Source organism: Sphingomonas sp. UV9 (assembly GCF_004101245.1).
Taxonomy (GTDB): domain Bacteria; phylum Pseudomonadota; class Alphaproteobacteria; order Sphingomonadales; family Sphingomonadaceae; genus Sphingomonas.
In genome coordinates this window covers 1,195,111-1,215,857 of record NZ_SCIN01000002.1, presented here as the reverse complement: position 1 = coordinate 1,215,857, position 20,747 = coordinate 1,195,111, and the positions used below count along the sequence as shown (strand labels likewise).

Below are 20,747 nucleotides of genomic sequence, written 5' to 3'. Positions count from 1 at the left end.
GCCACCATGTCGCCCCTCAGGCCTGCCTTACAACCCCGCACATTCCCTAGAATTACTGAGCTTTTCCCAGGTGGAAGATCGCGCTTCGCCCTCGATCGCCGAATGCCGCGACATGATCGCGGTCGCCGAGATAGCGATGCCGCGTCGCCTTATAGTCGATCTTCAGATTCGCCCCGTTCTGCGCCGAACTGCCCGCATAGGTGGCGCGAATGATGGCGATGTTGCCGCTCATGCGCTCAGCCCCACGTCATTTCGCCGGTCGCGACCTTCGCGCCGACCTGCAACGCGACGCCCATCCCGACATCGGGATATAGCGCCGTCACCTGGAGCACCACCATTGTCTCGGCGTCCGCCCCGGCAATGCGCATATCTATCGTTGGGAGTTCGAGGGTCCCGAGGGTGAATTCTCGGTACCCGTGGCAAGCAAGATCCTCGTCAACGGGGGGCGAGCGATGCTGGCCATGGCGCTCGCCGGTACCGGACTGATGTACGGCATGGAGGCAACCTTCGCCCCTTATATCGCGCGCGGGGACCTGCGGCTGGTTCTCGAGGACTGGGCCACGATGGGCCCGGCCTACCACGTCTATTATTCCAGCCGTCGCCAAGTGCCGACCGGCCTGAAGCTTTTGATCGAACTCATCCGTGAGCTGCGTCCGCTAGGTCTTCAACGGTCCGGGGCACGTGTTGATTTCAGCAGCATTGGCTCGAACCGAGACGGAATATGCATTCCGACTCTTCGCCATGTTGAAATGAGGGAGTGGTTTGATATAAAAATCGCAAGGTAGCGCTGCTGACGGTTTTTACCGACCCACAGCCCCTCGACATCGTTGATCGGCCAGGACCGGCATCGGCCCGCAACGCTGATCCTGCGATTGCGATCAGTCAAGCAGCGCACGGGGCTGAGTGGTGCCAATATCCGTCGCACCATATAGTAGCGCGCGTTTCCAGGGCCAGCCGGTTGAGCACCAACTGCCCGGGGTGGGTTGATGCAGAGATCGTGGCTTATCGCGCATGTTTCCGCGGCAAGGCGCCCATGATGCCGGCTTGTGGGGGTGATCTCGCGGGTATCGTTAACATTCACGCTAAGGATAACCGAATGATAACAGCATCATGCTGCAATTCATTGGTAGGACATCGCTTCCACCCGAACCCGTCGCTTGCGAGTCAGTTCGCCTTGTGCGGCGGGATGACCGGCATCGGTAACGGGGCGACGGGTACGCCTTCCTCGACGAGCGCCTTGGCTTCGGCGAGGCTCGCCTGACCGTGGATGGTGGCGTGTTTCTCCTCGCCGAGATGCATCGCGCGGGCGCGGTCGGCAAACGCGGTGCCGACCCATTCCGAGGACTCCAGCGCCTTCGCCTGCTGCTTGGCGATCAGCGTCATCGCGGCCTTTACCACATCCGGACTTGGCGGCGGCGGCTTGGTGTTGCCCTTGGCCGGTATCGAGGGCGCCATCGGTGCCTTGATGACGTCACCGTCGTCGCAGAGCGGGCAGCGGACCTGACCGGCGGCGCGCTGCCCTTCATACGCATCGCTTGACGCGAACCATGCCTCGAACACGTGCTCGCCGCCGCATTTGAGGTCGAAGACGATCATGCGACGGTCGTGACGGGGGGAATGGCCCGACGATGCGCGACCGCGGGGATGCGCGCGCGGACCTGGTCGACCCGCGCCAGGTCGATGTCCGCGAACCCCAGTCCGGCCGCGTCACCCATGTCGAGGATCACGTCGCCCCATGGATCGACGACCAGCGAATGTCCGTATGTCTCGCGGCCGTCCTCATGCACGCCGGTCTGAGCCGCCGCGACGACGAACGCACCGGCTTCGATCGCCCGCGCGCGCAGCAGGATGTGCCAGTGCGCCGCACCGGTCGGGCGGGTAAAGGCCGCGGGGACGGCGAGCATCGTCGCACCGGCGTTGCTCAGCGCCCGGTAGAGGTCGGCAAAGCGCAGGTCGTAGCAGATCGACGCGCCCAACCGGCCCACCGGCGTATCGACCACGACCGCCGTCTCGCCGCCGACATAGGCGGCCGACTCTCGCCAGCTTTCCCCGGAGGGAAGGTCGACATCGAACAGGTGCAGCTTGTCGTAGCGGGCACGGATCGTGCCGGTCGGATCGATGACGAATCCGCGATTGGCGAACTTGCCGTCCGGACGGCGGACCGCCAGCGAGCCGAGATGCACCCACATACCGGCATTCGCCGCGGCGGCGCGTACCGCCGCCAGCACCGGGTCTGCGTCTTCGGCGACGATCGACGCCGATCCCCGCGCACGATCGCGGTCGATCAGCCCCGACATCTCCGGGGTGAACAGCATCGCTGCACCTCCCGCTCCAGCCTCACCGATCGCATCGACCAATATCGCGGCGTTGACGGCGGGATCGATCCCGCTCGTCATCTGGAGAACGCCGATCTTGGTCATCAGGCGAGCAGCGGGTCGAGACCACCCTTGGCGTCGAGCGCGGCGAGATCGTCGGAACCGCCGATATGCTTCCCGTCGATGAAGACCTGCGGCATGGTCATGCGGCCGCCCGACCGCTCGACCATCTCGGCCTTTTTCGGGCCACCCATGGTGACGTCGAACTGCTCGGGCTCGACGCCCTTCGATGCGAGGAGTTTCAGCGCGCGCGTGCAATACGGGCAGAACGCTTTGGTGTAGATTTCGACTTTAGCCATGCAAGCGGAGGTGTGGTTTCGCCCTGCGCTTGTCAATCGTCCGGCGACGAGAGGACGCGGGCCCAGCATAGAATGGTCACCGAACGCGCGCCCGCCTTCAACAGCGCGCGGGTGCACGCGTCGGCGGTCGCGCCGCTGGTGTAGACGTCGTCGACCAGCGCGATCGCCCTGCCCCGTACGCGATCGGGCGCAGCCACCCCGAACGCGCCGGCCACCGCCTTTGCGCGCTGCCGACCGCCCAGGCCGCGCAACAGGATCGTGCGGCGCGTGCGGATCAGGACGTCGCGGTCATGACGCACCCCCGATAACAGCGCGACCGCATCGGCGATCAGCGCCGCCTGGTTGAAGCCGCGCGACCAGATCCGCCAGCGGTGCAACGGCACGGGGACCAGCAGGTCGGTGTCGGGGGGCAGCAAGCGTCGCATCTGTCGCGCCATCGTTTCGGCAAAGGCGATCCGGCCGCCATATTTCAGTCGCAGCGCCAGCGTACGCGCGATCGGTCCATAGGCGACGGCGGCGCGAACGCCGGCGTGGCGCGGCGGTGCGGCGAGGCAGGCGGCGCACCGCGCGTCGTCGCCACGGTCGAACGCGAAGGGTCGGTTGCAGCCGGCGCACCAAGGCGGACCGAGAAACCGCAGCGCAGTCCAGCACAGCGCGCAGAACCGGTGATCCTCGGCGAGCGGCACGCCGCAGCCGGGGCATCGCGGCGGCAGGGCAAACCCGATAACGTGGCGGACAGAGTCGCGTATCCTCATGCAGATCTCCCGCCACGCGACTGCAGACCTTGTCGGCGAGGCGCGGCCACGGCACAAGCACAGACGTGTCCGATATCGTTTCAGAAAATGCCGCACCCGAAATCTTCGATCGTGCCGCCCGCCGCCTGCGCCGCGACCGCGCAGCACCCGACTATGCCGAGCACGACTTCCTGCGCGCGACGATGCTCGACGGCATTGCCGAACGTCTGGATGCCGTGACGCGCGACTTCACAGACGTTCTCGATCTCGGCTGTTTCGATGGCGGCTTCGTCGCCCCGCCGGGCGCTCGCGTCGCACGCTGCGATGCGGGATACGCCTTTGCCGCCCGGTCGGGCGGTGTGCAGGCGGACGAGGACCGGCTGCCCTTTGCCGACGCCTCGTTCGATCTGGTGGTGAGCGCGGGCGTACTGGACCAGGTCGCCGACTTGCCGGGTGCGCTGGCGCTGATCCGCCGCGTGCTGCGTCCCGACGGGCTGTTCCTCGGCGCGTTCGTGGGCGCCGGGAGCTTGCGGGCGTTGCGCACTGCGCTTCGCACCGCCGAGGGCGATCGGCCCGTCGCGCGACTTCACCCACAGATCGACGTGCGATCCGCCGGTGATCTGCTCATGCGCGCGGGCTTTGCGTTGCCGGTCGCCGACGTCGAGACGCTCGATGTCGGCTATCGCGACCTGGGCCGGCTGTTCGGCGACCTGCGCGGCATGGCGGCCGGCAACATCCTGGCGCAGCGCCAGCCGCTGACCTCGGCCGTGGTCGGACGCACGATTGGCGCATTCGCTGAGGCCGCTGATGCGCGCGGGCGGACCCAGGAGACATTCCGGATCGTCTTCCTGACCGGCTGGTCGCCCGACCCCTCGCAGCCCAAGCCGGCACGGCGTGGCAGCGCGACCGCCTCACTTGGCGAGGCGCTCAAGCCCCGCACTTGAGGGGCTAGCCGATCATCCCGTCGCCGGCGGCATCGCGGGCGAGGATGGCTCCCATCGCGTCGAACAATGCGTCCATCGCGACCGGTTTGAAGATCACGTCGTCGGCACCGGCGAGCAGGCACCGTTCGCGAAGGTCGGGGGCGATGTCGGCGGTCACGACGATGATCGGAACCCTGGCCTTGGCGTCGGTTCGCGCGCGGATATGCTCGATCGCGGTGATGCCATCCATGCCGGGCATCCGCAGGTCGACCAGGACCATCATGAAATCCTGCTCTTCGAGGATCTCGAGGCCACGCTCGGCGCTTTCCGCCTCGATCATCGTCACGCCTGCGACGTCCAGCATGTCCTTGACGACACGTCGGTTCATCCGGTCGTCTTCCATGAAGAGGACGTTCATTTCCGGCCCCGCGCAGGATCAGTCGGCGGAGAGAAGGACGGCGTCATATCGCAGCATCTACGCGTCAAGCAGCGTGCGATACAAGGTTCGGATTTGCGTTTTTAATTGAAACTGATCCATGTAATAAATGCGTCACGAGTTCACCGCCGCTCACCGGTCTGGAGATCACCTGCGTGATCCCGGTCGCGAGCAGTTCCTGCCGTTCCGCATCGGCCGAAACGGGCCATAGCAGCGACGTTTGCACGCCCGACGCAGATGCCGCCGCGGCGATCCGCGACAGTGCCGCATGGGGGTCCGCACAGGCTCGAATCGTCAGGTCGTCGATCAACACGCGGACCACGTCGCCGGCTTCCAGCCGCGCGACCGCGTCCTCGACGGACGCTGCGAAGGCAACGACGCCACAATCGGGTGCCAGCAGGGTCTTGAACATGCTGCGGGTGATCGGATTACGGTCGACGACCAGCGTCACCGCGTCGTCGGTCGTCCCGACCGGCTCGCTAACGGTGTCCAATGCCCGAACCACCGGCAAGACAAGCGTGAACGTCGCCCCCTCCCCAATCACACTTTTTACCGAGACGTCGCCGCCCATCGCGCGCGCCAGATTGCGGCATATCGCCAACCCCAGCCCGGTTCCGCCGAACTGTCGCGTGGTTCCGGCATCGGCCTGACGGAATGACTCGAAGATATCCTCCAGCTTGTCGGCGGGAATACCGATGCCGGAATCGGTTACCGCAACCTGGAGGCGATCGTCCTTGGCGACATCGACACGCAACGTCACGCGGCCGGACTTGGTGAATTTCAACGCGTTGGACAGGAGGTTGAACACGATCTGTCGCACACGTGCCGCGTCACCCACGATCATCGCCGGGCACCCGTCCAGTTCGATCGCAAACGACAATCCTTTAGCCCTGGCCTGATCCTCCCACATGCGAGCGGCGTCCGTGATCGTCGCGCATATGTCGAACGGCGCGGACTCGATCGCCAGGTTTCCCGTCTCCATCTTGGCAACGTCCAGGATATCGTCGACCAGCGTACGCATGCGCACCCCAGCGTCATGCACCACGCCGATCCGTTCGCGCAGCGCGGGCTCGATCCGCGTATCGGCAAGCATGACCTCGCTCATGCCCAGGATGCCGTTCAGCGGCGTCCGGATCTCGTGGCTGGTCGTGGCAAGGAACTCGGTCTTGGCTGCCAGCGCCTTGCCCAGCGCATCGTTGGTCACCGCAAGATCGTCATTGGCCGCGCGGACCTGGTCACGGCTGCGACGGAGCGTGACGATACCGAACGCAAGCAACGCGATGACGATCGCCACGGCGGCGGAAGCCCCTAAGAACACATAGCGCTGTATCTGCGCGCGCGTGCGCTCGAACGCTATACTGCGCTGCAGTTCGCTTGCCTTCAGCTGGCTGATCTTCAGCTCCTGGTTCGCGAAATCGAACCGCGCCGCCATCAGCGCGGTCTTGGTACTGGTCGCCAGTTTAGTCGCATCGTCGTCAAGCCGCTTGAGCGCCTGAAGATGCACCAAGGCCGATTTCGTATCGCCCGTCGCGAGGAATACATTGTACGCGGTCTGATGAAAATCGCGGTAGGACGTGCCGGTGGTCTTTGGATCGACACCGACCAGCGCCTTGGCGATCAGCTGCTTGGCCCTGGGCAGGTCGCCGTGCTGGAGCGCGGCTTGCGCGGCGGTCGCCATCAGACGCCCAAAAAGGCTGGCATCGGAGGGATCAGCGACCGCCCGGCCATTGGCGATCGCGCGATCCGCGCGTGGCAGGTTGCCCATGTCCAGATTGACGCGGGCGATGTTCATATAGATTTGTTCGAGCAAGTTTCGGCTTCCGAGCTGCTTGGCCAGCACGAGCGCCTTGTCGAACTGCTTCTGTGCCTCGGCATATTGCCGGCTCTCGCCGAACCCCAGTGCCCTGTTGTTATGTATGGATACGGAAATGTTGACGTCTGACGGATAGATATCGAGCGCTTGCTTATAATATTTCTCTGCGGTTTCGTTGTCCTTTGCCTGAACATACAGCACCGCAATGAAGACGAGTGTACGCGACTGGCCGCGCGGATCGCGTAACATCCGGTATATCCGGAACGCCTGCTGATAATCGGTCAGAGCGTTCGCGACCCGGCCTTGATAGCTATCCAACCACCCGAGCGAGATGAGCAGGTCCGCATGAAGCTTGGATCGAGGCTGGAACCGATTGACCGTAGCGATCGCGCTCCGCAAGGGCGCGTCGGCCTTGGTCGGCTCATTGATCCGCAGATACGCCTCGCCCTGGAGCCATTGCGCGGTTGCCACCGCTATCCCGCGAGTGCGTTCGTCGGCTATCTGACCGCCAAGACGCTCGGCCGCGGTCGCCTTTGGCAGCGCCTTTGCCGGATTGATCAACATGGTTGCCTTCGCATCGGCAGCCGACGCTTCGTATTTGCTCGCTGCAACCCTAGTGGACTGCACGTCGTCCGCCGGAGGCAGGCCGGCGGCCATGATTAACACTGCGACCACTGCGGCGGTGAGTATGCGGATCACGCGCGTCAGCCGCGCTTCCAGACGGTCGCGAGCCGATTGAACGGCGCCCTGATGTCGGCCGTCATCGCCTGGTATTTCCCATCCTCCAGGAAATGCATCAGCGCCTCGAGGTTGATGGGTCGACTGATCAGGAAACCCTGGATCATGTCGCAGCCCATCACCGACAGGAGCGCCATTGCCGCCTGCGTCTCGACGCCCTCCGCGACCACTTCCATCTCCAGCGCATGCGCGAGGTCGATCGTCGAACGCACGATCAGCGGATCGCGATTGGAACTCGTCAGCTGCGTGACGAACAGCTTGTCGATCTTGAGCTCGCGCGCGGGCAGCTGCTTCAGATACGCAAGCGAGGACAGCCCTGCGCCATAATCGTCGATCGCGATGACGATCCCGATCTCGGCGAACACCTTCAGGTTGGCGATCGCGCTTTCCGGATCGCGAATGACCGAGGTTTCGGTGATCTCGAACCCCAGTTGCGCGCCGGACGCCTCGACCAGCGCGCACGCCCGCCGAACGAACCGCTTGTCCGCCAGCAAGGCGCCGGCGATGTTGATGAAGATCCGCAGGTCATGCCCGTTCGCCGCCAGCGTCTTCTGGTCGGCGATCGAGCGGCGGATCGTCCACAAGGTCAGCGCGACGATATCCCGCGATTCCTCGGCGAGCGGGATGAAGTCGTTGGGCAACACCAATCCGCGCGTCGGGTGGTTCCAGCGAACCAGCGCCTCGACACTGGTGATCTGTTGCCGGCGCAGGTGCACCTTCGGTTGGTATTGAAGGAACAACTCTTCGCGCTCGATCGCCAGAGCAAGATCTCTAGCCAGCGCGGCGCGATCGATCGCCACGGAATTGCCGGTTACATCTCGGGCGATCGCGCTACGTTCTGCGCGCGACTCGACCAGTGCATTCTCCGCCTCTTCGATGAGGTGAACATCGTCACGGTGGTCGGCCACGGCAGCCGCAGCCGCACCCATCTGGACATGGATCACGTATGATTCGCCGTCTATGTCTAATGGCCGTTCGAACGCGACTTCCAACGCTGCCATCGCGACATCCAGCGCCAGCCTGGCGTTACTTTCGAACGCGATTTCGGCCACCTCGCGTCCGGCGATCACGACCCGGGCATCGGGCAGCGCCTCGCCGATCCGGGTAGCCACGTCGACGACCACCGTGTCGGCTCTCAGCCTCCCGAGATGACGACGGAGCACGCTGAAATTGGCGATCTCAGCGAGTATGAGAAACTGCCATGCCGCTTGGGACGTTTTCGAAAAGGCGTCGTGGGCGCGGCCGATCGACGAATCGGGGTCGATCAGCTGTGCATCGGTGAGCGGCGTGCTGGTCTCGAACTGCGCATGCGGAATGTCCCTCATGCCACGCGGAATACCGGCCTCGCATAAACATACCCTTAAGCATGCAGCATAGACGCGCCGAGAAGATGGTTAACAACTCACAATGTTATTGTTTAACGACTTGTTAACCACTATGCCGGCCGGACACCTTGAAGGTGTCAACAAGGGAGCATAAAAATGCTGAAGTTCCTCATCGCACTCATCTACGGCGAGAGCATTCGCCCCTGGTGAATGTGTCGGTCGGCCCGAATATCGTGAACGTATTGAATTTAGATGCGCTTCGGTGGTCGGGCCGACACTTAAATCACGGTATTGACTGGTAATTCCTGGTCCACTGACTGCGATAGTCAGGACGCGAATCGCGATGTCCCCGCGTGCGCGCGTTTAAGCAGAACACGATCGAACGAAGGCCAGTCGGTCGGCCTGTTCATCTTGATATACCGATACTCGCATTTGCGGGACGGCGCTCTCGATTCGCAGATGCGCCAACTCAGCCTGACGCTGCTCTTGAAGGGAACCTCGATAGGCCCCGGATAGCGCTTACTTCCGCCTCCCCCGAGCACGGTTCCGGCCCGTCAGAACGGACGGTGTTGCGTCAGCGATGGTCCGCTTGAGCCTTGAGCAGAGGCTCGGCGCGCATCGGGTTCGAAAACACCATCGCGTCGTCGACCGAGCCGAACTTCAGCGCCATCAGGTCCAGCGCGTAATTCTGGTTGAGCTTCCAGGGTTTGCGCTCGCCTTGCGCGGGGAGCGAGGCGGCGGCGCGCTGGACGTAGCCGGAGGTGAAGTCGAGGAACGCCTCGGTCTTCATCGTCGGGTCGTCGTTGTGCGGGGTCGCCTGGCGCAGGCCGCGCTTCTTCATCGTGTTGAGCAGGCGGCAGACATAGACCGCGGTGAGGTCCGCCTTCAGCGTCCACGATGCGTTGGTGTAGCCGAAGGTCGAGGACAGGTTCGGCACGCCGTCGAACATCATCCCCTTATACTGGAGCCGCCCGGCGAGCTCGATCGGCTTGCCGTCGAGGCTGAACGCGACGCCGCTCATCAGCTGCAGTTCGAGCCCGGTGGCGGTGACGATCACGTCGGCGGGCAGATCGCGCCCCGAATCGAGGTGGATGCCCGCGGGCGTTATCCGCGCGATCGTGTCGGTGACGATCGATGCCTTGCCCGCGTTGATCGCGGTGAACAGGTCGCCGTCGGGCACCAGGCACACGCGCTGGTCCCACGGATTGTAGCGCGGCGTGAAATGGGTCGCGACGTCATAGTCGGGGCCGAGCTGATCGCGGACCATGCCGATCATCCGCTCCTTCATCTTGGCCGGCTTCTTCCGCGCGAGGCGGTAGAACACCATCCCCATCAGCACGTTCTTCCACCGGGTAATTCCGTAGGCGGCCTTGGCCGGCAGCGTGCCGCGCAGCCAGTTCGCCACGCCGTCCTCGCCGGGTCGCGCGACGATGTAGGTCGGCGAGCGCTGGAGCATCGTCACGTGCGCGGCGGTCTGCGCCATCGTCGGCACCAGCGTCACCGCGGTCGCGCCGCTGCCGATCACGACAACTCGCTTGCCGCTATAGTCGAGGTCCTCGGGCCAGAATTGCGGGTGGACGATCTGCCCGGCAAAGCTGTCCGCGCCTTCGAAGTCGGGCGAATAGGCCTTGGCGTAATTGTAATAGCCCGCGCACATCGACAGGAAGTTGCACGTCAGCGTCACCGGACCATCGGGGCCGATGGCTTCGACCGTCCAGCGCGCGTCCGCGGTCGACCATGCCGCCGACTTGACGTGATGGCCGTAGCGGATCTTCCGATCGATGCCGTACTCGCGCGCGGTGTCCACGACATAGGCGCGGATCGAGGGACCGTCGGCGATCGACTTCGCCGCGGTCCAGGGATGGAAGGCGAACCCGAGCGTGTGCATGTCCGAGTCGGAGCGGATGCCTGGATAGCGGAACAGGTCCCACGTCCCGCCCATCGACTGCCGGCCCTCGAGAATCATGTAGCTACGATCAGGGCAGCGCGTCTGAAGATGGTAGCCGGTGCCGATCCCGGAAATGCCGGCGCCTACCACGATCACGTCGACATGTTCGGTCATGCTGCATCCTCATCCCCCGGCGTTACGCCGTAGGTTTCATAACCGAACCTATCCTGTTGTGATCTTTACTCAATAGTCCTTCGTATATTTGACGCTTGCGCTCTGGCCGCCGCTCGATCCCGCAGCCGACAACAGGCTCAAGGCCTTGGTCAGCGCGATCTCCAGCTGGGTCGAGGTAAAGCCCTTCGCGTCGGTCACGATCTCCACATAAATGTTCTTCGTGATGTACTTACCCGCCGCGAGGCTGGTGCCGCGACCGGTCGCCTCGTCGGCGCCGAGCACGCGCAACCGGTCGAACCCGGTCGCCGAGCGCAGCTTGCCGAGTGGGTTGAGACCGCCGCCGCCCGACCCGCGCAGCGAGTTCAGCGCGGACGCCAGCTGGATCGCCTCTGTCGCCGACAGATTGGCCGGGCTGGACCCGAACAGCAGGCGGCTGAGCACCTCGTCCTGCGGCAAGACCGGCGTCGAGGTGAACGCGATCTGCGGACGCTGGCCGGTACCCGTCACGTTGATGATGACGGTGATGTCGCTGGTCGTGGTGGACGCCTGGATATTGATGTCCGGATCGGTCAGCGCACCACCACGGAAGCGGATCTGGCCCTTGGTGACCTCGAATCGCTTGCCCGAGAACGAATAGGTCCCGCGAACGATATCCAGCCCGCCGGTGACGATCGGTGCGGCGGACGTGCCGCCGATCCGCATGTCCATCTCCCATTCGGATTCGAGGCCCATGCCCGACACGAACAGCTGGTTCGGCGCGCGTACGCGGAGGTCGAGCTTGAACGAGCCGGCATTCGGCACCTCCGACCGGTCGGTCGACAGCGGCGTACGCACGTCGCCCTTGCGCCGGACCCCGGTCAGTTCGGGCACTTCGGCCTGGCCCTGGCGGATGATCTGGTAGCGGGCCTCGGGGATCTGAAGATCGCCCTGGATCAGCCCGCCATTGCGATCGTGCGTGAGGCGGACCGTACCCGTCGTGGTGGCGCTGATCGCATCGCTCTTGGCGAGCTGCGCATTGTTCAGCGTCGCGCGGATGTCGATCGGGAAGCCGCTGTCCGCCGCAAAACCGATCCTGCCCTGCGCCTGGACGGTGCCGTCGCCGGCCTTCGCGTTGAGCTGAGTCAGTTGCAGTTCGGTGTTCGAGAACCGGCCGGCGATCCGCATCTGTGACAGGCGCGTGCCATAAGTCTCGTTGTCGTAGGTCAGATTGTCGGCGCGGACGACGCCGTTGAGCTGCGGTGCCTGCAGACGCCCCGAGAAATCGGCGGCGACGGCGATCGGCCCCGACAGCTGCTGGTTCGGGATCGCGGCAAAGCTGAACAGCACCGCGGACGGGCCGTTATAGCGGATCCCGCCCGACAGCGGCGCGGCCATCAGGCGCGTGCTCCACGAGCCGTTGCCAGCCGGCAGCGGCCGCAGGTTGGCGACCATCCGGCCGATCACCGACGTCCCGCGACGGACCAGCGCACGACCGGTCGCACCTTCGCCACCGAGCGTGCCCGCGAACACAATGTCGACGGGGTCGGAGACGGCGGCAAGGCCGGACCGCGTGAAGTTGCTGACCGTCACGCGAGCATCCGCGGTCGGCAACGCGGCCGAGTTCGCCTGCGAGAAGTCGAGGCTGCCGGTTGCCTTGCCGCCGATGCCGAGGTTCGGAACGAGCGCGGACAGCGTCGACAGATCGAGGCGGTCGAGCCGGACCTGCGCGTTCGTGCCGCGGCCATAGCTGCCAGCCAGACGCGCCGAGCCACCGCCTGTGCCACCGAAGTCGATCCGGGTCGGCGACAGGCGATACACGCCCTTCACCGCCTGGATGCGTGCCGGGTTGACGGTGCGGAAGTCGATGCCGTTAGCCTGGCCTTGGGCCGCGACGAGGTAATTATTGGGGCTGAGCTTGGCGTTGACCGCGAGGCGGAAGGGGACGCCGTTCGAGCCCGTCAGCACCGCCTGCGCAGTGCCGTTGCCCCCGACGTAATTCACCTTCGCCCGTGCCGCCGAGAGGACGATCGCGCCATAGCGCATGTCGGCGATCTGCGCGTCGGCGACGATCTGCGGCGTCGGCGTCATGACCGCAGTAGCGTTGACGATCGCCCGGCCGATCGTGAAGTCGACCATGCCGGGGATCTTGGCCCCATTGGCGCGTGCCGCGACGTCGGCGCGCTGGTAGCCGCCCTGATTGGCGAGACGGACATTGCCCGACAGGCCCTGCCCGGCGAACTGGAGCGCGCCCGCGAACGGGCCCGGGGCGGTCTGCACGATCCGGCCGCGACCGGTGATCCCGGCGAACACGACGCGGCGCACGTCGACCGCGAGCTGCGTGCCCGGCGTAACGAGAACGTCGGCGGTGAACGGCCCGTAATCGGTGCCGCCGCTCGCGGTGACGGCATAGGCGCCGCCGCGACCGACAATCCGCGCGTTGAGGTTGACGAGGCCGACGCCGACACCCGGACGCGGCGCACGCAGCACGACGACCGGCGCGGTGGCGCTACCCGTGACGCGCGCGGTCAGCGGGCCATAGACGGTGGAATACGCGTCTGCATTGACCAGCACCGCGCCGGTGGCGGGATCGAACCGGCCTTCGCCGCGCGTGACGCGGAACTGCGGCGCGTTCATGCGAAGATTGCGGAAGGTGACGATGCCCTCGGGGCTGTAGCCGATGTCCGAACGGACGATCGCGTTGCCGCCGAGGAAGCTGCGCGCGCCTTCATTGAAGATCTGCGACGTCTGCGCGACGACGCGACCGGTGATCCCGAAGCCGCCATTGGGCCCCGGCACGAGCTTGGCGTCGGTGGTCAGGTTGACGATGCCGATCCCGTCGACGCGGTAGTTGTTGACCCGCCCCTTCAGCGCGCCGGTGTAGCGACCGGTGGACATGTTCGCGACGACCACCGCGGTGGCATCGATCTTGTCCGAGCGGATCTTGAGGTTGTTGGAAAGGACGTTGACGCCGGAGATCGCAAAATCGCCGTCGATCGCGACGTTGGTCGCGAGCCCGCCAACCGCGGCGTTGAGCCCCGTCACGCGACGCGCGCGCGCCTTCACCGGCACTAGGATGCGGTCAGAGTTCACGCGCGCGAGGCCCTCGGCGTAGAGGTTCTCGACGCCCATGTCGCCGAACGCGATCGTTGCCGCGCGCACCTTGTAGTCGACCGTCGGGGTCGCGAACGCGCCGTCGAGCACGACACGTGCCGTGACATCGCGACCGCGCAGGTTCGGCAGGATCGCGCCGGGCGTCAGCAGCTTCGCGTTCACCGCGAAATTGCCGAAGCGACTGTTGGCAAGATCGATCAGGCCGCCGGCATCGACCGCGAGCGCGTCCGACTTCAGCGTCACCCGCGTGTCGGCCTTGCGGTCGTTCAGCGTGGTGTCGATCGCGACGTCGAGCTGCGGCGCGGTCAGGCGCTCGACCGGTCCTTCGAGATACAGGCCAGGACGCGTGGAACCGCGCACTTCGATGTGGCCGTTCTTCGCGGTCAGCGCGAGGTTGGCGAGTTGCCCGCCACCAAGCGTCGCGATCGCGCGACCCTGCCATGCGGCCCAGCTGCCGCGGCCATCGACGCTCGCAGTCAACGGTGCCTTGAACGACCCCATCGTCGATACGAGACCGCCGACCGGTGCGGTCAGCTTCACGTTCACGTCGAGCTTGTTCTGCTCCGGCACGGCGTCGAGCTTCAGGACGAGGCGGTCGCCGCCAGCGATACCCGGACCTGTCAAGGCGGTCGCGTTGGTCGTCAATTGCGCGCGCTTGTCGGCGATGTGCACCGCGCCATCGATCTTCACGATATGCGTCTGGCCGGTTACCGGCTTGGCGATCAGGAAGCGATCGATCACCAGCCGGTTCACGTCGATGTCGAGATCGGGCAGCAACGGCGCGTTCGGATCGGTCGGCGTCGCGTTCAGCACCGGGCGGCGCTGCAGCGTGACGAGCGGCGTGGTCAGCGAGCGCACGTCGACATGGTTCTTGGCGAACGCGAACGGACGCCAGTCGACGGCAAGCTTCGGGCTGGTCAGGAAGACGCCCTTGGGATCCGACACGCGCACGTCGCTCAAAGTCATCGCGCCGTAGATCGAACCGTCGATCCGGCCGACCTTGATGTTCAGCCCCGACGCGGTGGTGTAGCCGCCGATCTGGTCCGCGACGAGGCGACGCCCTGGATCGGTGTTGATCCCGAACAGCACGATCAGCACGAGCGCGAACAGGCTCACAACCAGGATCGCGAGCCACTTCAGGATGCGCTGCCACAGCGGGCGTCGTTCGACGACGATCGTTTCGTGCGTCGTCTCGACGTGCGGAGTGCCGTTTTCGGCCATTAGAATGCCTGCCCGATCGAGATGTAGAGGGCGATCTTGCCGTCACCCTCGCGGGGGTTTAGCGGAGTCGCGACGTCGAACCGCATCGGGCCGAAGCTGGTGTAGAAACGCCCGCCGATGCCCGCGCCGTAGCGCAGCGACGACATGTTCGGCGTGCTGCTCTCGTAGCTGTTGCCGGCGTCGATGAACGGCACGATGCCGAAATCGCCGAACCGGTAGCGAGCTTCGAGTGCGAATTCGTTGAGCGAGCGGCCACCGACCGGGTTGCCATTGGGATCGAACGGCCCAAGTCGCTGATAGCCATAGCCGCGCACCGATCCGCCGCCGCCGCCGTAATAACGCCGCGATGGCGCAAGGTCGTCGCGTGAGGCGCCCTGGATCGAGCCGGCCTTGGCACGGCCGGCGATCACGATGCTGCCGGAGACGGGGTAGTAGAACGTCCCCTCGATCATTGTGCGGATGTACGGCTTCACCGATCCCTGCACCGAGGTTTCGGGGCTGAGATTGAGCGTCAGGCGATAGCCCTTGGTCGGGTTGAGCAGGCTGTCCGAGCGATCGAACCTGACCTGGCCCGGCAGCGCGACGATGCCGTAGGTGCGGCGAACGTCCCTGCCCTGCGCGAAGTCGTAGACGCTTTCGTTCGTGCCGACGAGTTCGCCGCCATAGTAATAGGTCAGCGGCTTCTGCCAGATCGGCGTGGAATCGTAGCTCCAGCGGACGCCGACGCTGGTCGTGAACGCGTCATAAGCGTCGTAATTCGAATGGTTCGCGCCCGCGGTCAGGCTGAACGTCCTGTCGCGCCTGCCGGCGGTCGCGCGGCGGAACGTGCCCGACACGCCCTGCTCCTGCGTACCCGCGATTACCGATCCGATCAGCGCACCCTCGTACGGGAACAGGTTGCGGTGCTGCCACGTGCCCTCGGCGCGGAAGCCCTGACCAGTCGAGAAGCCGACATTGCCGCCGAGTGAGCGCGGTTTGCCAGCGCTCTGGCGGACCAGTAGGTCGACCTGCTCGGTGCCGTCGGGGTTCATCGTGCCGGTGCGAACCGGCTCCACCGACACGGTCGAGAACTGCGACGTCGCGACCAGCGCATCGCGCAGGTCGTCGGTCATCCGGTTGTCGTACAGCTCGCCCGCCTTGAACCGCGGAAACAGCCCGAGATGCTCGAGATTGAACACCGGATCGCCCTCGGTACGCAGCTGTCCGAACGACGAGCGCGGACCCGTGTCGACTGGCAGCGTGTACGCGCCGGTCGGGGTCTGGTCGTCGAGCAGGATGTCGCGCTCGCCGACCTTGACGAACGGATAGCCCTGCTGCGGCAGCGTCAGGCTTACATTCGCCTCCGCGCCTTGGATCCGCGCCGCCTCGATCGGGTCGCCGACCTTCAGTGGCAATTGCGTCCGCACCAGATCGGGAGGCGTCGTCGGATCCGCCTGCACGGTGATCGACGACAGCGAATACAGCCGGCCGGGTTGCGCGCTGACCGTCGCCTTGAGCCGCGCAGGCTTGGTCGTGTCGGCGTCGGGGATCGTCTCGATCGTCGAGATCGCGGTGGCGTCGTAATAGCCGAGCGACTTCAGCAGCCGGACCGCCAGAGCCTCGTCCTCGCGCGCACGTGCCGCGACCTGCGTGGCGTTCGCCGCCTTGCCGTCGCCCTCGGCGAGTGCCGACAGCGCCTTGTATTCACCCTCGAGTCCGTCGCCCGCCTCGTCGAGACCCTTCGTCGCGGTCTCGTAGCGGATTTCCGGCGCGTCCTTGTCCTTGATGTCCGCGGCGGTCTGGAGCGGGGTCGTGTCGAAGCTCGACAGCGGGGTCAGCGGTTGCGCGAGTTGCGGATCACTGGGGCCGATCGGCGGCAATACGTCGCCCGCCACCATGGTAGCGGGCGACGTCGCGGTCGCGGGCGTTCGCGGTGCTTGGGCAGGTGCCTGGGTCGACGGAGCGGGCAGTGGTGCCATCGCCTCCAACGGCGCGTTCAGGTCACCGCTGAGCGGCGGCAGCGCGCTGTCGAACTCGGTATCCGGGACGATCGGCGCGTCGGCACGTGGATCGTTCGACGGCGGCTGGTCGCTCGGCTTGGGCGCGTCAGGGCCCTTGGCCGGGGCGGTACCCGGCTTCACAAGCTGCGCAGCACCTGCGCCCGCAAATCCCGTTGTCGACGCTACCAACGCCAGAGCGAGCCAATGATGCCGGCTATTCGAAGCTGTCACACGATCCCCTTTACGGACGGCAATCGTGTACGATTCACCCCCATCTTCGCCCACGTAACGCACGGAGGACGGCTTGGTTTCACCTAAATCTGCGTCAAACACAGCCGATAAGGCCACCGACCGGCATGACGACGGTATCGCGCCCGGGACGGTCGATCCGTAGCGTCGCGGACGTCACGGTTGCGCCGGCCGAGATGTCGGCGCGGACGGCGACGGTCATGTCGAGCGTCGCGGTGACGTCGCCGCCACGATACACGGTGACGCCGCCAAAGCCGAAACCGATCGCGGCCGACTGCGTCGCCATCGCATAGTCGGTCGTCTTACCGTCGATTGCCAGCCGGATCTGCGCGGGGTCGGCGGTGGCCATCGCGACGAGCTGCCGGCCGGCGTCCATGCTCCACAGATACGCGGCGCACCCTTTGGCGGGGAGCTTCTGCTTGCCAATAGCGCCGAGCGGCCCCGGCCCCGGATTCGGTCCCGGATTCGTGGCAGGCGCAGGGACCGCAGTCTGCAGCGCGAGCATAAGAGCGAGCAATATCATGACGTCAGGCCTATCATGAACAGCCACGCGGGATAACCCGCGATCGCCAGCAGCGCGCCGAACGGAAGCGCGGTGTCCGCCGTCATGCTGCGTCCCTTCAGATTCGCAGCAAGGACGACCCCGAGCCCGATCATGCTCGCGATCAGCAAGACTGCGGGCAACATCTGCCATCCGAGCCACAGTCCGATCGCGCCGAACAGCTTCGGATCGCCGCCACCCATCCCGTCGCGACCACGCAAATGTCGATAGCCGAACGCGACCAGCCACAGCGTACCGAACCCGGCGACGCCGCCGATCAATCGCTCTGCCAACGGCGGATTGATGCCAAACGCCGGGCTCGCGAGTCCGGCGGCGGCAAGCAGAAGGGTCAGTCGGTCGGGCAGCCAGAACGCGACGAGATCGAGGCTGGCAAGCGCGAGGAGCAACCATCCGAAGACCGCGCCCGCGATCCCGATCGGCCCCGGCACGACGAGGCCCGCCGCGATGCCGATCGCCAACCCAGCCAGCTCGATTCGCCAATGGACGGCGCTGATCGGCGCACCGCACGATCGACAGCGTCCTCGTAGGACAAGTGCACTGAGCAGCGGCACGAGGTCGATCGGGTGGAGCGTTCGCCCGCACGCATCGCACGCCGATCGCCCCTGCAGCACCGATCGCCCGTCGGGCCAGCGCGTCACCAGCGCGGCGACGAAGCTGCCGACGATCACGCCGAGCACGCCCAACGAGCCCGCCCAGAATGCCGCCTCAGACACCCGTTTTACGGACCAGATAGCGATACACGCCGAGGAGGTTGATCCCGAACAACACGATGTTCTGCGTGCCCAGCGCCCAGTCCCCGGTCAAGGCCGCACCGCTCAGCCACGCGATCGACGAGCCGACGAACAGCACGAACCCCCACCCCGTCACCCGCCGCCCGAAATCGAGCGACACCATGAACGCGGCGATGACCCCGGATGCGGCGGCACCCCATTTGAGCGTCGTGATGAGGGTTTCCATGCCGACGGGTCTAGGCGCGTCCGCCCGTGCTTTGTATTGCCGCACATCAACCCCAGATACGGGGCAGAAAAATACATGGAGAGCTGAAGTGGCCGTCGATCGAGATCCCATCGTCATCCTGTCATACGCCCGCACGCCGATGGGGTCGTTCCAAGGCGCGCTGTCGGGCGCGACTGCGACGCAGCTTGGCGCCGATGCGGTGCGCGGTGCGGTCGAGCGGTCGGGCGTGTCCGCCGCCGAGATCGAGCGGATCTACATGGGCTGCGTGCTGCCGGCCGGGCTCGGCCAGGCGCCCGCGCGACAGGCGGCGATCAACGCCGGGCTCGGCGATCACGTCGAGGCCACGACCGTCAACAAGATGTGCGGATCGGGCATGCAGGCAGCGATCCTCGCGGCGGATGCGCTGGCGGCCGGGTCGGTCGACCTGCTCGTCGCGGGCGGGATGGAGAGCATGACCAATGCGCCGTACCTCTCGAAGAGCCACCGTGGCGGTGCGCGGATCGGCCATGACCGGATGTACGACCACATGTATCTCGATGGGCTCGAGGATGCCTACGAACCCGGCAAGTTGATGGGCAATTTTGCCGAGGACACCGCGCATCAATACCAGTTCACGCGCAAGCAGATGGACGACTACGCGATCGAGTCGCTCCACCGGGCGCAGGCCGCGCAGAAGTCCGGTGCGTTCGACCGCGAGATCGTGGCGGTCGAGATCGCCGGTCGCAAGGGCACGACGACGGTGTCGCTCGACGAACAGCCGGCCAAGGGCGACGTCGCCAAGATCCCGACGCTGAAACCCGCCTTTTCGAAGGACGGCACGATCACTGCCGCCAACGCCTCGTCGATCTCCGACGGCGCCGCCGCGCTGGTGATGACGCGGATGAGCGTCGCCGAACGGCTCGGCATCGCGCCGATCGCGCGCGTCGTGGCGCACGCGGCGCACGCGCACGCGCCGTCGCTGTTCACGACCGCACCGGTGTTCGCGATGCGGAAGGCGATGGAGAAGGCCGGCTGGTCCGCGTCCGACATCGACCTGTTCGAGGTCAACGAGGCGTTCGCCGTCGTCGCGATGATCGCGATGCGCGACCTCGGCCTGCCGCATGACAAGGTGAACATCCACGGTGGGGCGTGCGCGCTCGGCCATCCGATCGGGGCTAGCGGCGCGCGCATCCTCGCGACGTTGCTATCGGCGCTGGAAACCACCGGGCAGAAGCGCGGGCTGGCCTCGCTCTGCATCGGCGGCGGCGAAGCCACCGCGATGGCGGTGGAATTAATGAACTAATCCGCTGACTCTTCCCCCCTCCCTGGAAGGGAGGGGCGGGGGATGGGTCGGCTTCCGCATCACGCGCCGCCACCCCAGAACGCTACTCAGCCCGCAGCCCCGACCTCAGGGCAACACTTCACCAGCTTCCACCCCCCACAGCCCACCGATCTGTACGAACCCCGCCTGCCCCTTCACGTCCAGTCGGCACCATCCGTTACCGCACTGGCTCAATCGCCCGACGACGCCCGGCGCCGCGCGCCAGAGCAACTGGCTCCCCGCGTTCGGCTTCTCGCGCAGTTCCACCGGTCCCGAGCCATGCACGATCGCAGTGCGCGTGCCGCTGAGCAGGTTCGCCTGCATCCAGCCCTCGGTGCCGTCGGGATCGGCGATCTTGCGCCACTCTTTGAAGATCGCGACGACCTTGATCGGCAGATCCTGCCGTTGATACATCCAGCTCGCGGGATACGTCCGTGCTGGCCCGGTCCGCATGCGGGCCCGGCTAGCCGAGATCGACGCGTAATAGGGCACGCTCCGCTTCGCATCGGCGGCGATCGCGGGGTCCGGCACCAGCGCCACGATAACGAAAGCGGAAAGCGCGGCGGCGAGAATGCGCATGATCATGTCCTAACTGGCGAGACGACGTCCTATAGCGACGAACCGCTTTCCTCAACCGAAGTTGAAGCCTCCACGTTGACGCGCGCCAGCGCCTTCGCCAAGCCA

At 65.7% G+C, this 20,747-nt stretch carries 19 protein-coding genes; 3 read left to right on the top strand and 16 right to left on the bottom strand.

Features of this window, described 5'->3' with window-relative positions; translation table 11 throughout:
• Positions 1-52 precede the first annotated feature (52 nt).
• The gene (locus tag EQZ23_RS12145; protein WP_128454617.1) at positions 53-232 is read right to left on the bottom strand and encodes a hypothetical protein; all 180 of its coding nucleotides are present in this window, start codon (positions 230-232) and stop codon (positions 53-55) included.
• 4 nt (positions 233-236) lie between these two features.
• Complete coding sequence (locus EQZ23_RS20470; protein WP_276318470.1) at positions 237-368, bottom strand: hypothetical protein; 132 nt, start codon at positions 366-368, stop codon at positions 237-239.
• Here EQZ23_RS20470 and EQZ23_RS12140 point away from each other — a divergent pair.
• A complete protein-coding gene (locus EQZ23_RS12140; protein WP_128454616.1) occupies positions 324-785 on the top strand; it encodes a LysR substrate-binding domain-containing protein in 462 nt (153 codons plus the stop codon). The genes EQZ23_RS20470 and EQZ23_RS12140 overlap by 45 nt on opposite strands.
• 379 nt (positions 786-1,164) lie before the next feature.
• Here EQZ23_RS12140 and EQZ23_RS12135 read toward each other — a convergent pair whose 3' ends face one another.
• Genes EQZ23_RS12135 through EQZ23_RS12120 form a run of 4 tightly spaced genes read right to left on the bottom strand, consistent with a single transcriptional unit; the run spans position 1,165 to position 3,429 of the window.
• Positions 1,165-1,596 carry a DUF1178 family protein gene (locus EQZ23_RS12135; protein ID WP_128454615.1) on the bottom strand — a complete coding sequence of 144 codons (432 nt, stop codon included), beginning with the start codon at positions 1,594-1,596 and terminating at the stop codon, positions 1,165-1,167.
• Entirely contained in the window at positions 1,593-2,420 is an 828-nt protein-coding gene (locus tag EQZ23_RS12130; RefSeq protein ID WP_128454614.1) for a carbon-nitrogen hydrolase family protein, read from the bottom strand. Before EQZ23_RS12130 ends, EQZ23_RS12135 begins: the two co-directional genes overlap by 4 nt.
• On the bottom strand, positions 2,420-2,674 hold the full coding sequence (gene grxC, locus EQZ23_RS12125) for a glutaredoxin 3 (RefSeq protein WP_128454613.1): 255 nt from the start codon (positions 2,672-2,674) through the stop codon (positions 2,420-2,422). The genes EQZ23_RS12130 and grxC overlap by 1 nt, the downstream gene beginning before the upstream one ends.
• 32 nt (positions 2,675-2,706) lie before the next feature.
• Positions 2,707-3,429: a ComF family protein gene (locus EQZ23_RS12120; protein WP_128454612.1), complete on the bottom strand. Its 723-nt coding sequence runs from the start codon at positions 3,427-3,429 to the stop codon at positions 2,707-2,709.
• A gap of 65 nt (positions 3,430-3,494) precedes the next feature.
• Between EQZ23_RS12120 and EQZ23_RS12115 the strand changes: the two genes are divergently transcribed.
• Entirely contained in the window at positions 3,495-4,352 is an 858-nt protein-coding gene (locus EQZ23_RS12115; protein ID WP_240663531.1) for a class I SAM-dependent methyltransferase, read from the top strand.
• Between the two features lie 4 nt (positions 4,353-4,356).
• Here the strand turns inward: EQZ23_RS12115 and EQZ23_RS12110 are convergent, their stop codons facing one another.
• The 9 genes from EQZ23_RS12110 to EQZ23_RS12070 form a co-directional block, all read right to left on the bottom strand.
• The gene (locus EQZ23_RS12110; protein ID WP_128454610.1) at positions 4,357-4,749 is read right to left on the bottom strand and encodes a response regulator; all 393 of its coding nucleotides are present in this window, start codon (positions 4,747-4,749) and stop codon (positions 4,357-4,359) included.
• Between the two features lie 64 nt (positions 4,750-4,813).
• On the bottom strand, positions 4,814-7,279 hold the full coding sequence (locus EQZ23_RS12105) for an ATP-binding protein (protein WP_128454609.1): 2,466 nt from the start codon (positions 7,277-7,279) through the stop codon (positions 4,814-4,816).
• 5 nt (positions 7,280-7,284) lie between these two features.
• Complete coding sequence (locus EQZ23_RS12100) at positions 7,285-8,643, bottom strand: EAL domain-containing protein (RefSeq protein WP_128454608.1); 1,359 nt, start codon at positions 8,641-8,643, stop codon at positions 7,285-7,287.
• Between the two features lie 574 nt (positions 8,644-9,217).
• A complete protein-coding gene (locus tag EQZ23_RS12095; protein WP_128454607.1) occupies positions 9,218-10,705 on the bottom strand; it encodes an NAD(P)/FAD-dependent oxidoreductase in 1,488 nt (495 codons plus the stop codon).
• A 69-nt stretch (positions 10,706-10,774) separates the two neighbouring features.
• Positions 10,775-15,016: a translocation/assembly module TamB domain-containing protein gene (locus EQZ23_RS12090; protein WP_128454606.1), complete on the bottom strand. Its 4,242-nt coding sequence runs from the start codon at positions 15,014-15,016 to the stop codon at positions 10,775-10,777.
• Positions 15,016-17,226 (bottom strand): BamA/TamA family outer membrane protein, encoded by a 2,211-nt coding sequence (locus EQZ23_RS12085; protein ID WP_240663530.1) that lies wholly within the window; start codon positions 17,224-17,226, stop codon positions 15,016-15,018. The genes EQZ23_RS12090 and EQZ23_RS12085 overlap by 1 nt, the downstream gene beginning before the upstream one ends.
• A gap of 94 nt (positions 17,227-17,320) precedes the next feature.
• Positions 17,321-17,767 (bottom strand): hypothetical protein, encoded by a 447-nt coding sequence (locus EQZ23_RS12080; protein ID WP_128454605.1) that lies wholly within the window; start codon positions 17,765-17,767, stop codon positions 17,321-17,323.
• A complete protein-coding gene (locus EQZ23_RS12075; protein WP_206364226.1) occupies positions 17,764-18,519 on the bottom strand; it encodes an A24 family peptidase in 756 nt (251 codons plus the stop codon). Before EQZ23_RS12075 ends, EQZ23_RS12080 begins: the two co-directional genes overlap by 4 nt.
• Positions 18,512-18,763, bottom strand: coding sequence for a hypothetical protein (locus EQZ23_RS12070; protein ID WP_128454604.1), 252 nt, complete (start codon positions 18,761-18,763; stop codon positions 18,512-18,514). The genes EQZ23_RS12075 and EQZ23_RS12070 overlap by 8 nt, the downstream gene beginning before the upstream one ends.
• A gap of 88 nt (positions 18,764-18,851) precedes the next feature.
• Here EQZ23_RS12070 and EQZ23_RS12065 point away from each other — a divergent pair, with 88 nt between their 5' ends.
• The gene (locus tag EQZ23_RS12065) at positions 18,852-20,045 is read left to right on the top strand and encodes an acetyl-CoA C-acyltransferase (RefSeq protein ID WP_276318469.1); all 1,194 of its coding nucleotides are present in this window, start codon (positions 18,852-18,854) and stop codon (positions 20,043-20,045) included.
• Between the two features lie 105 nt (positions 20,046-20,150).
• Here EQZ23_RS12065 and EQZ23_RS12060 read toward each other — a convergent pair whose 3' ends face one another.
• Entirely contained in the window at positions 20,151-20,642 is a 492-nt protein-coding gene (locus EQZ23_RS12060) for an SH3 domain-containing protein (protein WP_346427821.1), read from the bottom strand.
• Positions 20,643-20,747: the final 105 nt, after the last annotated feature.